General features: G+C 63.5%; 11 protein-coding genes and 1 pseudogene. 1 reads left to right on the forward strand and 11 read right to left on the reverse strand.

Translation table 11 applies throughout. The features are described 5' to 3' along the window. Position 1: 1 nt before the first annotated feature. Positions 2-1,702, reverse strand: a complete 1,701-nt coding sequence (locus tag J3P84_RS13875) for a diguanylate cyclase (RefSeq protein ID WP_434623650.1) — start codon at positions 1,700-1,702, stop codon at positions 2-4. Positions 1,703-1,892: 190 nt separating this feature from the next. Between J3P84_RS13875 and J3P84_RS13880 the strand changes: the two are divergent. Continuing rightward, positions 1,893-3,583, forward strand: a pseudogene (locus J3P84_RS13880) (thiamine pyrophosphate-binding protein). A gap of 27 nt (positions 3,584-3,610) precedes the next feature. Here J3P84_RS13880 and J3P84_RS13885 read toward each other — a convergent pair. From J3P84_RS13885 to J3P84_RS13930, 10 genes are all read right to left on the reverse strand, one after another. Then, positions 3,611-4,591, reverse strand: coding sequence for a LysR substrate-binding domain-containing protein (locus J3P84_RS13885; protein WP_434623653.1), 981 nt, complete (start codon positions 4,589-4,591; stop codon positions 3,611-3,613). A gap of 85 nt (positions 4,592-4,676) precedes the next feature. Continuing rightward, a complete protein-coding gene (locus tag J3P84_RS13890) occupies positions 4,677-5,621 on the reverse strand; it encodes a peptidylprolyl isomerase (RefSeq protein ID WP_434623655.1) in 945 nt (314 codons plus the stop codon). Continuing rightward, positions 5,618-6,097, reverse strand: a complete 480-nt coding sequence (locus tag J3P84_RS13895) for a YbjN domain-containing protein (protein ID WP_434568437.1) — start codon at positions 6,095-6,097, stop codon at positions 5,618-5,620. Before J3P84_RS13895 ends, J3P84_RS13890 begins: the two co-directional genes overlap by 4 nt. A gap of 20 nt (positions 6,098-6,117) precedes the next feature. Continuing rightward, on the reverse strand, positions 6,118-6,774 hold the full coding sequence (locus J3P84_RS13900; RefSeq protein ID WP_434623657.1) for a DNA repair protein: 657 nt from the start codon (positions 6,772-6,774) through the stop codon (positions 6,118-6,120). A 15-nt stretch (positions 6,775-6,789) separates the two neighbouring features. After that, positions 6,790-8,481, reverse strand: a complete 1,692-nt coding sequence (locus tag J3P84_RS13905; RefSeq protein ID WP_434623659.1) for a putative porin — start codon at positions 8,479-8,481, stop codon at positions 6,790-6,792. A gap of 40 nt (positions 8,482-8,521) precedes the next feature. After that, positions 8,522-9,226, reverse strand: coding sequence for an energy transducer TonB family protein (locus J3P84_RS13910; RefSeq protein WP_305501091.1), 705 nt, complete (start codon positions 9,224-9,226; stop codon positions 8,522-8,524). Between the two features lie 2 nt (positions 9,227-9,228). Then, positions 9,229-9,654 (reverse strand): ExbD/TolR family protein, encoded by a 426-nt coding sequence (locus tag J3P84_RS13915; RefSeq protein WP_434568441.1) that lies wholly within the window; start codon positions 9,652-9,654, stop codon positions 9,229-9,231. Positions 9,655-9,665: 11 nt separating this feature from the next. Next, positions 9,666-11,465: a DUF2341 domain-containing protein gene (locus tag J3P84_RS13920; protein ID WP_434623662.1), complete on the reverse strand. Its 1,800-nt coding sequence runs from the start codon at positions 11,463-11,465 to the stop codon at positions 9,666-9,668. Between the two features lie 17 nt (positions 11,466-11,482). After that, on the reverse strand, positions 11,483-13,087 hold the full coding sequence (locus J3P84_RS13925) for a ShlB/FhaC/HecB family hemolysin secretion/activation protein (protein WP_434623664.1): 1,605 nt from the start codon (positions 13,085-13,087) through the stop codon (positions 11,483-11,485). Positions 13,088-13,113: 26 nt separating this feature from the next. Further along, on the reverse strand, positions 13,114-13,716 hold the full coding sequence (locus J3P84_RS13930) for a transposase (protein WP_434631310.1): 603 nt from the start codon (positions 13,714-13,716) through the stop codon (positions 13,114-13,116). Positions 13,717-13,781: the final 65 nt, after the last annotated feature.

The following is a 13,781-nucleotide window of genomic DNA, read 5'->3' on the forward strand; positions in this document are numbered from 1 at the left end:
CTCACCTTTTTGACAAGGGCCAGGATTCAACCCGGTTCTTTCCAGAACGCTTGGCCGCGTAAAGCGCCGAGTCAGCGGCCTTCAACAGTGCGTTTTGATTGGCCCCGCAGGTTTGTGTGGAGGACACTCCGAAAGAAGCAGTCGCAGTGAGCGTCTGGCCGTGATCAACCAGACTCATCTCTTCCAGAGACACCCGTATGGATTCGGCTCGGGCCACAGCACCTTCGGGCGGACAGTCCGGAAGGATGATGATCAGTTCCTCCCCGCCAAATCGGCAGGCAATGTCGGAGGATCTCAGCGATTGCACGATCAAGGCGGAAGCCGCACGCAGCACGGCGTCGCCTGCCGAGTGGCCGTAAGAGTCATTCAGCTGCTTGAAGTTATCGAGGTCGATCATCACGACACTCAGGCACGCCCCGTTGCGCTCGGCGCGCACCAACTCGCGGTTTAGCGTCTCGTCCATGAAGCGGCGGTTGTACAGCCCGGTCAGCGGGTCCTTTATGGACTGGGTTTCCAACACCTGGCGCATGCGGCCATTCGCCAACGCCAGTGCCGTTTGTTCCGCCACGGCTTCAGCGATCTGCAGGCCCTCCTCGGACAGGTCGCGCAAGCCGACTTGACGGATATGCAACAGGCCGAGGATTTCACCGTAAGCCATCAACGGAAGACAACAATCAGTCACTGGGTCAGTGCCAGACGCTGCTGGGTAATGAGGGCAGCGAAGATCGTGGTTGTGCACCGACAAATGCCAGCGTCCCCGCCTGATCGCCCAGCAATCCTTGGGGTTGAGTATCGCATCGATGCCCTTTTCCTCGGCCTGTCCCCACGCTGCGGCGTGTTGCAGGACATCAGCCGAGTTGCGATAGAGGAAGAACTCCCCCTCGCTTGCAGGTATCAACTTTTGGCAGTAAGTACTGGCCAACTGAAGCGTTTCCTTCTGGGACAACTCCGTCTGCATCAGCCTGGCCATTTCCGCGAGAAGCCCAATCTCGCCATTTCGGCGTTTCAAACGCGCCAGGCTCAGGCTCAGTTGATCGCTGGCCAGGTTGGCCGCCACGGCAGACTCCGATTGACGGCGGACACTGCTGCGCATGGACAGGTAGATGAAACGCCCCAAACCCAGGGTAACGATGAAACTGAGGATTGAAATCGCGACCGCCCAACGAATGTTGCTCAAAAGCTGGCGTTCGAGCGCCACAAGCTCCTCTGTTTCGTCAGCAATGAGCTCCGCAGTCAAGGCGCGCACGGTGTCCATCAGTTCCTTGCCGCCACCAGCGGCGATCTCGGCCTCTGCCGCATCATTGCCGTTATGGCTGACCAGCTTCACGACCCTGTCCAGGTGGACCATTTTCAGCTCGGCGTGCCGGATGAATGCTTCGACACGCGCAATCTCTTCGGCCGGATCCCCTTGATAGGCAATTCGCAGGCTTTTGATGGCAGGAGGCAAGTGAGACACGGCGACATAGTACGGCTGTAGAAAGTCGTCCTTTTCCGTCAAGGCGTAGCCACGCTCGCCGGTCTCCGCGTCGACCAGAAACCCCTGGACATTGCGGATACGCTCGATCTGCGACTCGACCACGTTTCGCTCCAGACGCGTCTCATTGGTCCAGAACAACGTGATCGGCCCCACCGCCGCGGTGACGGCCATGACGGCAGTCGCGGTGGCGGCGGCAAAAAGAAGGCTGGCTTTACGATCAGGCATTGACGATTGCGCTCTTGGATATCAAACGATGTCGGCCTGATGAAGAAAATATGTAACGAAACAGAACCGGAAAACGGTTTATCGCATTACGCAATAGGGCAGGCAAGTCGTATCGCCAGTTTTAGCTGGCATACCGATAGCCACGAAAGCAGGGTAAATTGTTTCTTCCAGATGAGTGAGGTTTCGCGCCATGCCCTCAACCCCCTGTGTCCCGTCCAGCATCCGTGGGCAACGTGGCGCGGACCTGTTCGTAGAAGTGCTGCGCAGCGAAGGCGTTCGCCATGTCTTCGGCAATCCAGGCACCACGGAGCTGCCGTTGCTCGATGCGCTTTCAGGCGTCTCTGATATTCACTACGTGCTCGGCCTCCAGGAAGCCTCCGTCGTGGCGATGGCCGACGGTTATGCGCAAGCGTCCGGGCGCCCCGCTTTCGTCAATCTCCATACGGCCGGTGGGCTGGGTAATGCGATGGGCGCCATCCTGAACGCGAAGATGGCGAACACGCCTTTGGTGATCACCGCAGGCCAGCAAGACACCCGCCATGGGGTAACCGATCCGCTGCTTCACGGTGATCTGGTCAGCCTGGCCCGACCGAGCGTCAAGTGGGCGGAGGAAATCCAGCATCCCGAACATATCCCGATGCTGTTGCGCCGCGCTCTGCAGGACTGCCGTACGGGGCCGACCGGCCCGGTGTTCCTTTCGCTGCCGATCAACGTGATGGAGCAGCACACGGATACCGGTGCTGGCCAGCCGTCGCGAATCGAACGGGGTGCGGTGACCGCAGCAATCGAGCCATTGGCTGACGCTTTATCGACGGTTACCCCGGGCCGGCTGGCGATGATCGTCGGTGAAGAGGTGTTCCAGTCGAATGCGCAAGCGGAAGCGGTGAGGCTCGCCGAAGCGCTCGGCGCGCCGGTGTTCGGGCCCTCCTGGCCCGGGCATATCCCGTTCCCCACCGCTCATCCTCAATGGCGAGGCGCCCTGGCGCCCAAGGCTGCCGACATCAGGGCAACATTCGCTGAATTCGACGCTGTGCTGCTTCTCGGCGGCCATTCGCTGATCAGTTACCAATACTCGGACGGCCCGGCGATTCCCCCACATTGCCGCCTCATTCAATTGACCGGCGATGGCCACCAACTGGGCAGGGTCCATGAAACGGCGCTGGGATTGATAGGCGACATAAGGCTGTCGTTGCAGCTGCTGCTGCCATTACTGGATAAACAACTGGCCCCGCACGGCCAGGCAATCGCGACGCTGCGAGATGTCGCTGCGCACGAGCGCAATAACCGTCGGGTCGAAGTGGCCGAGCGCGCGCGCCGTGAATTCGATACGCCGGTGACCACGCCTTTCGTGGCGGCCCATGAAGCTGTCCGGGCCATCGGCCCTGACGTCTGGATCGTCGACGAAGCGCCGGTCACCATCCCTCACGTGCGTGCTTGCCTGGACTCACATTCGGCCAGCCAGTACCTGTTTACGCGTAGCGCCATCCTCGGCTGGGGCATGCCGGCGGCTGTCGGTACATCCCTTGGCCTGGACCGCAGCCCGGTGGTGTGTCTGGTCGGCGATGGCTCGGCGATGTATTCACCCCAAGCGCTGTGGACAGCCGCCCACGAGCGTTGCCGGTGACTTTTGTGGTCATGAACAATGGCGAATACAACATTCTGAAAAACTACGCGCGTAACCAGGCGCATTACCGCAGTGCCGGCACTAACCAGTTCATCGGCATGGACATCCGCGACCCGGCCATCGACTTCCTGGCCCTCGCCTCTGCCTTGGGAGTTGCTTCGCGCCGGGTCGAGCGCGCCGGCGACATTGCCGGAGCGGTCGAGGATGGTATTCGCTCGGGCCGTCCCAATCTCATCGAATTGCCGATCACGGCTTGAAGCTGCTTTAGCGCGAATCCAAGTGGTTCAAGCCCGGAACCATTCCCTGCGCTCATCCAGCGTGTGGCGGATCAGTTCGATGAGCATCTGCACCTGCGGCACTGGCCGGGCGTCGGTGCTCACCGCCATCCACAGATGGCGCTGCATCGGCTGCTCAAACAACCCCGGCAACGCGACCAGGCCGCGATCGAAATGGCTCATGTACTGCGGCAACAGGCCAATGCAGGCGCAGCAGCGGATCATTTCCAGCATCAGCTCATAGGATTGCACCTGCACCACGCCGGCGCGGCGTTGCTCGACGAGGGTATTCCACGGCGTGAAACTGCCCACCTGGCTGTCGGCCTGCCATTGCACCAACATGTAGTCGTCCAGCTCTTCCAACCGGCGCGGACGGCTGGCCGGGCGGGAATAACGCTTGGCGATGTGCGGCAGATAGTCCAGCCGCGTCAGCCGCTCCGGCGGCTGTGTCGCAACGCTCGGCCCCGGCGTTGATTCCTGCCCGTCACTCAGCCACAGCACCAGGTCGGCACTGACCGCCTGCAACGCCAGTTCGCTGTCCAGGGTGATGATTTGCAAGCGCACGCCGGCGTTGCGGCGCAACAATGAGATCAGGTCACGACCCAGAATGTCGTGCAGGATCGACTCGGCCACTGCAAGGCGAATCAGCGGTTGATCGGCCAGCGCTGGCGGATCGTCCTCGCCCAGGGCGAGCAAGCGCGCCTGCAATTGCCGTCCTTCGCGGGTAAGCGCCAGGGTGCTGCCCTGGAAGCTGAACAGTGATCGCTGCAAGCGAGCTTCCAGCTGGGCCAACTGTTTGCGCAGCCAGGTGGCCTTGACGTTCAGGCTGCGGGACGCCTGCATGAAACAGCCGCAACGGGCGCTGACCAGAAAACACTGCGCCACCTGAGGCTCGATGCTGGCGGCCAAGGCCAACCAGGGCTCAGGCGCGCGCAAGGGCGCGCGGTATGCGGTGACAGCCTGGCGTCCTGCGGGCTCTATGAAAGACATGAGTGACTCCCTGTCATTAGAAAACGATTAAGCGTGGCGAGGGCGCTTGCTCCCGCTGGACTGCGCAGCAGTCCCGATAAACCAGCTACCGAACCTCCTCCAGCACCTTGCTCAACTGCGCGCCATCAATGCTCAACGTCGCGGTGTCGAGCATGCCGTCCAGGTAGGCCTTGGCGATCTGTTCCTGGCGCTGGGCGCGCAAGGCCTGGGTCAGGCGCTCGCGGACTTCGTCCAGGGTCGCTTCCCGCGCCGGTTGCTGCTCGGTGAGCTTGATCACGTGAAAGCCCGCCGCGCTCTGCACCGGCTCCGATATCGCCCCCACCTTCAACCGCGCCACCGCCTCGCGCACCGTCGGCACCAGCTGTTGCAACGGCTGGAAGCCGCTGTCGCCACCGCGCTCGGCACTGGCGCGGTCCTGGGAATAACGGCTGGCCAGCGCGGCGAATTCAGCCGGCGCGGCCTGGGCCTTTTTGCTCAACTCCACGGCTTGGCGGCGCACCGCCTCGACGGTCTGTGGCTCGGTCGCCGCAAGGAAAATCTGGCTGACCCGGTACAGCGCCGGCGCGGTCCAGTTGGCTTTTCCCGCTTCGTAGGCCTGTTTCAGCTCATCCTCGCTGGGATACCCGGCCGGCACCTGGCTGACCGACTGCAGATAATCCCGAAAGACAATCTGCTCGGTCGCAGCGCGCATCTGGCGCTCGACCTCCGGGCGCTGACGCCAGCCTTGGGCATCGGCCTGCTCCAGCACGGCTTTTTCCGCCAGTCTTGCGCGGATCCAGCCCTCCAGTGCGGCGCGGTTGCCGCGCATCTGCTGGCGAACCTCGGGGGCAAGCGCCGCTAGCAACGCCTTGAGTTCTTCCGGGCTGACCTGCTGGCTGCCCAACCGCGCCAGGCTCGGCGACTCGCTTGTCGCCACGCTGACCGGTTGCACCGCCGCCACCGGATCGTTGCCGGGACGCAAGCCGAGGGCAACAGCCACGGCGACCAGGCCTAGCGCTGCGGCACTGATGACAAAGGTTGGCTTTTTCACAGTGCGGCGGCCTCCTCCGGCGCGGCTTCAGCGGGCTCGGCGCCGGTGTGCAGGCGGGCGGCGTTCTGGCTGAACTCGCGCAGGTAGACGATGAATTCCTGAAGCAACCGGTCCCACAGTTCCAGGTTGCTGCGCAGGTGCTCGGCGCTGACACCGGCCGCCACCACCACGTCCATTTCCATCACCAGGAATTCGCCCTGTACCGACAACCGGGCAAAGCGTCGCGAGGCATTCCACAGCTCCGCCAGCCCGGCCGGCAACTCACCCTGCACGCGCAAGGCACAGCTGAAGGTGAAGTCCAGGTATTGGCCCGGCGTCGGCGTCGGATTGCCGAAGCGCACGGCATAACCGATGCCCTGGCTGGCGCTGAGCAGTTGCACGATACCGTTCTGCTCGGTTTCGTTGACCCGATAACCGGCGGCTTGCAATACCTCGGTGAGGGATGCGGGCGTGACGTGTTCAATCAATGAAGTCATGTTGGTTCTTCCTTGCGCTATCAATGGGTGATCGAGGCCTGGGGCGCATCGAAACGGTTCTTGTAGAGATCATCGCCAAAACCCTGGGCCAACTCTTCGAAACGTACCCGGGCCTTGCCGGCGAACGGCTGGCGGATCTTCATGACGTCGGTCACGTCGATGGTTTCGTAGGCGTGCAGCAGTTCCTTGGCGACGTCGTACATCTGCTGATTCTTGACCGAACATTGCTGCACTTGTGTGTCACGTTCATGCAACCGGGCTTCGAGACGGGCCCGTTCGGTTTCCTTGCCCCGGGCCATGACCAGCAGCTCGTCGTAGGCCTTCTTGAACTTGCCGATCTGCTCATGGCTGGCCGCGACCTGGGCCTGGGCCTGGCTTTGCAGGCTTTCCTGGCGCCCGGCCAGTTGTTCGGCCAGGCCTTGCGCCTTGGCCAGCTCGGCGGTCAGGCGCTTGACCTGCGCCTCGGCTTCCTTGGCGCGGTTTTCCGCCGCCTGGCGGGCGACGCTGGCCTGGGCCTGTTCGCTCTGCAACGTCTGCAACTGGGCGGTGGTGCTGCGCAGTTGCGTGCGCAGGCGTTCTTCCAGGCCTTCACCGTGGGCGCTGCCGATCAATAACGGACTGAGCAGCAGGCCCAGCAGCAACGCGGCAGGACATGGGTTGATGGCTCGCCTTTTCATGAGGCCTCCCGGCGCTTAGAAGCGCGTGTTGATTTCAAGCTGCAAGACATCGATGTCGTACGGCGCGCCGTACACCGCTTCGGAACTCAGCCAGCGCCCGGTGGCGAAGACGTTGCTCGCCAGGCCGTAGTTGCCGCCCAGGAAATAGCCCTTGGCGTTGGTGCCGCCCAAGTGGAACGAGGAATCGTTGAAGCCGTCCGGCAAGGCGTCCGGCTGGATGTACTTGTAGCCAGCGAACATGTTCCAGTCGCCCTGGCGCTTGAGCTCCAGCGAGTTACCGAGGGTGAACTGGAGCATCCAGGCGTTGGCGCCGCTCTCCACCTCGCCGTTCTCATCGAGGTTGTTGGCGAACTGCCCTTCCGAACGTTTGCGCATTTCACCTTCGTCATAACCGAGGTTGTGCACGTAATGCGCCTGGCTACGCAGCTTCAGGTCTTCCGGCAGATCGGTGTCCCACGCCAGGTTCAGGTCCAGCAGGTTGAACTCCGAGGCCAGGCCGACGTATTGCGGCTGGGGCGTGGCAGCCGGATTGAGCGGGTTGGGCGTGATGTCGCGCAGCAGGAACACCGTGTTGCCCTTCTGCATGAACGCCACGCGCGAGCCGTCGGTGTCGCAGCCCGGGTCACCGGCCCACGGCTCGCACGGCGACGAGCGCTGGCCTTCGATGTCGTCGAAGCGATAATAGGCCAGCGCACCCTTGACGCGGTTGCTGTCGTTGATGGCCCAGTTGGCACCCAGTTGCGCGCCGTACAGCCACTTGTTGTCGCTCTCTTCCTTGTCGGTGCCGTTGCTGGTGCTGGTGTCGTTGGTGTACTCAACCGGGAACGCGCCGACGGTGCCGAACAGGCCGAAGTCCTGGCTGAGCTTGCGGTTGAAAATCGCCGCCACGCCATCGAAGTTCAGGTCGCCGGAGTACAGCAGGTCGGTGGAGTAGAACGGGTTGGCGATACGCCCGCCGGTCAGGGTCAACTCGTCCGAGGGCTTCCAGGTCAGGTAACCCTGGTCGAGCCAGATGTCTTTCTTGCCGAAGCCGCCACCGAGGGTCTGGGTGGTGGACACCGGATTGTTATCCGAGCCGGTGCCGATACGGATGCCCGCGGTCCACTCGGGCGCGATCACCGCCTTCATGCCCAGGCGCGCCCGCAGGCGGAAGAGGTTTTCGCGGTCCTCGCGGGTATTGAGCAAGGGCGGCAGGTTCGAGCTGCTGTTGGGGTTGACGTCGTAGGGGCCGCGGTCGTTGAGGCGAGCGAAGTCGACGATCTGGTTGCTGTTGGTGCCCGAGTAATAGCGCGATTCGTCCCGCAGACGGATATCGCCATCAAAACTGATGCGCGAGACCCAATCCGGGAAAGTGTTGGGCTGGGCCCAGTTTTCCTTCTTGGCGGTGGCCATGACTTCGGCCTTGACCTGGTCGCGGATCTGCTCACGCACGATGTTCGGCACGTACTGCACCCGCACATCCCCGGGCGCACCGGCGGGTGCGGCGGCAACGGCAGTGGCAGCCTGACGGGCCTGCACGGCTTCGCGCTCGGCCTGGGCGATCAGGCCATCGGCCTGGTCCTGCTTCAGTACGCCCTGCTGCACCAGCAGGCGGATCAGATTGATCGTGGCGTTCTCCGAAGGCGCCGGGGCTGCCGACGCGTGCCCGGCCAGGCTCAAGACAACCAGGCCGACCGCCCACGACAATCGATTCACATTGGCAATCATCTGCACACAACTCCTGTTGGCAAACTTTCAAGAATTCGGGTTAACCCGGACGCCGTCCCTGCAGGGACAGGCGCACGGGCAAAGTCAGGGAGGCCGGAGGCCGTTCACTCAAATGCGGCGCGGCACGCAGGGCGGCGATCACTTGCTCATCCACCTGCGGGTTGCCGCTGGACTTGACCAGCTCGACACGGGTGATCTCCCCCACCGCGCTGAGCCAGACGTCGGCCTGCAGCGAAAACGCCAGGCTGCGCAAGTCAGGGTTCTCCCGCAGCAAGCGCTGGAAGGTGAACGCCAGAAACTGGCTATAGGTTCCGTTGCCGAGGCGTCCGCCCCCTGCCCCGGCCATGCCGCCGCCCTTGCCCGCGCCAATGTTGAAAGCGTCATTGCCGGCCTGGGCGTCACCGTCCATCTGCATCGGGTTGGCCAGGTCATCCACCGGCGACGGCGGCGCTTCCTCCTCGGGCTTGACCTCTTCGGGCTCCGGGGTCGGTTCGGGCTCGGGCACTTTTTCCTCGACCTTGGGTTCCGGCTCCTTGGGTTTTTCCGGTGGCGGCGGCGGTGGCGGCGGCAGCGGGATAATCGTCGGCACCTTCGGCGCTTCACGGCGCACGCCGCTCATGTCGTTGGCCCATTGCCACAGCAGCCACGCCGCCAGGCCAGCCAGCGCCAGGCCGGCGGCCCACTTGAGCAGGCGCAGCGGCGAGCGCTTCACGGGGGGCGGGTTGACGGGAAGTCTGGCGGTCATGATCAGCCCTGGCTCGGTTTGCCGGTCACCAGACCGACTTGGGACAGTTCCAGGCGCCGCAACAGGTCCAGCACTTCGATGACTTTCTGGTACTGCACCGTGGCGTCGCCGCGCACGATCACCGGAAAGTCCGGGCTCTGGGCCTTCTCGATGCGCAGGCGCTCCTCAAGCTCGGCCAGGGTCACCGGATAGGCATCGAGGAATACCTGGCCGCCGTCATTCACCGAAATCGCCTTGGTCTTGGCCTCCGACAGCGACACCGAGGCGCTGGCCTTGGGCAGGTTGATCTGGATGCCCGAAACCTGCGCCGTGGCGGTGAGGATGAACATCACCAGCACCACCATGAGCACATCCACCAGCGGCGTGACGTTGATGCTGTCGACCGCTGCATCATCGTCGTCATCGTGTGACGTATTTACGCTAGCCATGGCGATGCTCCTCAGGCCGGTACGGACGATTGGACGTGATGGTCTCGGCGATGAGCCGCTTCACCGGACTGGCCTTCGCCGTGCATCTCCGCCAGGCGCGTGATGAACTCGTCGACGAACACGCGCATGTCTGCGCTGACTTCCTTGTTGCGGGTGATCAGGCGGTTGTAGCCGAACAGCGCCGGGATCGCGACGAACAGGCCCATGGCGGTGGCCAGCAACGCGGCGGCCATGCCCGGGGCGATGGCGTTGATGTTGACGTCACCGGCCATGGCCGTGCCAAGGAACACCACCATGATCCCCAGCACGGTGCCGAGCAGGCCGATGTACGGGCCGCCGGCGATGGCGTTGGACAGAGTCGAGAGTTTCGAGCTCAGGGCCTGGTTCTCGCGGGTGCGCACGCCATCCATGGAGCAGCGGATCGCCTCGATGGTGGCGGCCGAGACGGTCGAGGTGTCGGCGCCCTGCTCGCGGCGGGTGCGGATCTCCTTGACCGCCACCAGGTACAGGCGCCACAGGGACGAGTGTTGCAGGCGCTGGGCAAGTTCCTGGTCGTCGGCGAACATTTCCAGGCGCGTGCCGATCCGGGCGAACTGCTCGCGGAACGCTTCGTTGGCGGCACTGAGACGACTGACCATGCGGTTCTTGCGAATCATGATGACCCACGACTGGAACATCATCAGCACCAGCACGGCAATGATCACCCAGGCGTCCAGCGGCACCGCGTTGAGCAGGAAACCGAGGCTGCCGAAACCGAAGCCGGATTGCTCTTCATCGACACCGTAGGCCACCAGTTTCGATTCGGCGCCCTGGGCGTTGGCATCGGCCAGGAGCAGCGGCGCGGGCCGGGCGACCTTGGACAGGCGCGCCTCGTCCATGGCCCCGCTGAACGGCGCGAAGGTGCCGGCGGCAACGTCTGCTCCCAAGGCGATCGGCGAATTGAACGCCGGCATCGCCAGCGCCAGGCTCGCGGCTTCGCGGCCGTTGACGTACAGCACGACTCGATCACCCGAGGCGGTCAATGCCAGGTGCTGCCATTGGCCGGGGTTCAGCGGCTGGGTCGAGACCGCACGCTGATCATTGATCGCTACGAACGGCACCCCTTGGTTGACCCCAACCAACAGACTGGCGGCAGCTTCGCGACGGGCCAGGACGACTTGCTCGCCGCTGGCCTGGTCCTGGCGCAGCCAGGTGCTGAAGGTGAACGCGGCCCCAGCGGTGTGTTGCAGCGACGGGCTGGCTGGTAGCAACAGTGGCTGGCCGTTGAACTGCAGGGCCCGGCCGATCACGCCGTCGATGCTCACGCCCGCCGCGCCCTGGGCGTTGTTGCCGTAAGCCGTGGTGTCCCGTGGCGGAATGCCGGTGGCGCCATCGAAGTGATACAGCGCGGTGTAGTCCGGATCGAAGGCCAGTTGGCCGCTGGCGGTGGCCGGGGCTTTCTGGTTGCCGTAGTACATCCACAGATCCTGGCGCTGGCCACCTTCCACGTTCGGCACATCGACCCAGATCAGGGCCATGCCCATCAACGGGTCGAAGCTTTCGATCTGGTGATTGAGCACGGTCTTGTCGTCGGCACTGACGAAGCGCAGGTCCGAACCATCCTCCTTGACCCCGTCGAAGGTGAAGTTGCCGGTGTGCAGGCGCACCAGCAACGCCGTGCGGCCCAAGGCCTGGGCGATGGCCGCGCCTTGCGGCGTGGTGTCCACCGAAATCTGTTTGCGGTAGTGCCAGTCATCCTGCCACCAGGCGTTGGCGGTCGCCGGAAGCAGCAGCCCCAGGCAGATCAACAGCGGTATGAATAAGCGTTGCATGGACATGACTCCTGGGTTCAAAACGTCGCTTGCAGGTTGAAGTGCAGGCGCGATTCCTGTTTCGTGGTGTTCGGCCCGTCGAGCAGCGGAAAGCCCCAATCGAGGCTCCCGGACAGCCATTTGCTCAGGCTTGCGCGGGTGCCGAGGCCGACGCTGGCGAGGCTGTAATCGGGATCCTGGTCGGGCAGTTCGTCGCGCAGGTACAGCTGCGCGCCCTCGGCGAAGGCATAGAAGCGCCACTCCTGGACATAGCTGCCGAGAAACCTGGCCAGCGACGGCGTGCGCAGCTCCTGGGACAACAGGTAGCCGTCGTCAGCGGTGCGCTCGGCGGCCAGGTAGCCGCGTACCGACGTGGCACCGCCGGCGGAGAACTGTTCGTTGGAGACCAGCGGCCCGGAGGCCAGTTGGAAGGCGGCCTTCGAGGCAGTCTGCCAGTCGTTGCCGAAGGTGAAGGTGTAATTGCCGTCGCCCTTGAGCACCGCAAAGCTTGGGCTGGCGCGGTAGCGCTTGTAGTCGAACTCCTCGTCGTCGCTGTCATAACCCAGCAGGCTACGGGTGCCTGCCACCAGGCTCAGGCCCAGGCCCAACTGACTGGTTTCGGTGTAGCGGAAACCGTTGTAGGCGAAGGTGAACGGCGCGTACTTGAGCGGTGCCTTGTCGCTGGCGCCGCCCAGGTTGAGTTCTTCGTCGAAGTCCTTGAAATCCACCCCGACTGAAAAGCTGTTGGCCCATGCGCCACTGGACGGCAGGCTGTAGATCGCCGACACACCGTAGGAATGGCCCTTGCCCAACACGTTGCTGCCGCCGACGGTCGCCACGTTGCTGTCGGACTGGTAACCGGAGAACTGCACGCTCCAGCGCTCGCTCAGTGGCGCGGTGTAGGAACCCGACCAGACCTTGGCGTTTTCGGTGTCCTGGGGCGCGGTGAAGAAGGTCAGCGAAATACTGTGACCCAGTTGCCAGAGGTTGTTGTAGCCGAGGCTGGCGACCGTGCGCAGCTTCTCGGTGTCGGCGCTGTAGTCGTTGTTCAGGCCCAGGCTGGCTTGCCAGGGATCCTGGTCCTCGACCTGCAAGTCCACGTCCATGGTGCCCGGCCGCTGGCCTTCGCGCACCAGCGGCATGACCTGGCGTCCCGGGGTCTTGTTCAACTGCGCCAGCTCGGTCTGGACCTGGGCGAAGTCCGGTACCTCGCCTTCCTTGAGCGCCGGCACATCTTCGCGGATTTCCACCGGCGAATAGTGCTTGGCACCGACCACCCGCACGCGGCCGATCTTGGTCTCGCTGACCTGAAGGTAGACGATGCCGTCTTCGACTTTCTGCTCCGGCAACTCGACGAACACCGATTGGTAGCCGCGAGCCTGATAGACCTTTTGCAGCGCCTCGCGAGCGCCTTCAATGTCGTTCAGAGTCTTTTGCGGGCCAAGGAATGGATACACCGCTTCCTCGATCGCACGGGCATCCAGCACGGTGTTGCCGCGCACGAAGTACTCGTTCACATCCACCAGGCGAGCCGGCGCCGCTTCGGCTTCCGGCGCTCCTTCTGCCGCGAATGCCGACGGCCCCCCGACCGCCAACAGCAGCCAGCCCCACAGCGCCGGCCGCGATTTGAAAAAATGCTCCACACCACCCCCTGAATTCAAAGTACGGCTCAATTGCTTGCGGTCGATGTCGTGGCGTGCCGGGCCAGCCAGGTGTGCAGCAGCGCGAAGTTCAAGGAGAACTCGGGCATTTGCAGCAAGGCGCCACAGAACACTTCAGCGATGATTTTCTGGATAAGCCGCACGGCCCGCGCATCGCCCAGCAGCGTGGCGAGGTCCTTGCTCAGCACGTTGAAGCTCCAGACCTTCTGGTTCAGGTCCAGGCCGACGAACCAGCGGAACAGCAGGTTGTAATTGAGTTGTTCGTAGAGGTGCTGTTCGCTGGGCACCGAATAGAGCAGTTGCAGCAGCAGGATGTGCATGGCCGTCTGCGGCGCGATGAGCATGCCGGCATCGGCGTTGAGGCCCTGCAGCACGTCGCGGTGTTCGGCCAGCAAGTCGTCGATCTGTGGCCGTAACAGCACCAGGGAGTGGCCCTGGGGGATGTAGCTGGACACTTCCTTGAGCGCGCCCTGCCAGTCATCCTGGGAAACGATCCAGACCCACGGCGCACCGTAGCGATACACCGAGACCGGCTGCTTGCGCGCCGCCTCGACGATCTTCGATAGCCGCTGGTCCAGCTCCTGCATGCCCACTTTCGAATAACGTTCCATAGTCCCCATTGCCTCACTCCCGGCTTCGCGCCCCGGCTCCAAACGACCTGAAAGGTCCCCTCGAA

The sequence above is a fragment of the Pseudomonas sp. Z1-29 genome, assembly GCF_051131995.1.
Classification (GTDB): domain Bacteria; phylum Pseudomonadota; class Gammaproteobacteria; order Pseudomonadales; family Pseudomonadaceae; genus Aquipseudomonas.

Bases quoted from the DNA above. Each gene is read 5' to 3' on its own strand.
- J3P84_RS13915 (WP_434568441.1), bottom strand. From the start codon at position 9,654: ATGGCTAGCGTAAATACGTCACACGATGACGACGATGATGCAGCGGTC.
- J3P84_RS13905 (WP_434623659.1), bottom strand. From the start codon at position 8,481: ATGATTGCCAATGTGAATCGATTGTCGTGGGCGGTCGGCCTGGTTGTC.
- J3P84_RS13885 (WP_434623653.1), bottom strand. From the start codon at position 4,591: ATGTCTTTCATAGAGCCCGCAGGACGCCAGGCTGTCACCGCATACCGC.
- J3P84_RS13910 (WP_305501091.1), bottom strand. From the start codon at position 9,226: ATGACCGCCAGACTTCCCGTCAACCCGCCCCCCGTGAAGCGCTCGCCG.
- J3P84_RS13895 (WP_434568437.1), bottom strand. From the start codon at position 6,097: ATGACTTCATTGATTGAACACGTCACGCCCGCATCCCTCACCGAGGTA.
- J3P84_RS13900 (WP_434623657.1), bottom strand. From the start codon at position 6,774: ATGAAAAGGCGAGCCATCAACCCATGTCCTGCCGCGTTGCTGCTGGGC.
- J3P84_RS13930 (WP_434631310.1), bottom strand. From the start codon at position 13,716: ATGGAACGTTATTCGAAAGTGGGCATGCAGGAGCTGGACCAGCGGCTA.
- J3P84_RS13920 (WP_434623662.1), bottom strand. From the start codon at position 11,465: ATGCAACGCTTATTCATACCGCTGTTGATCTGCCTGGGGCTGCTGCTT.
- J3P84_RS13875 (WP_434623650.1), bottom strand. From the start codon at position 1,702: ATGCCTGATCGTAAAGCCAGCCTTCTTTTTGCCGCCGCCACCGCGACT.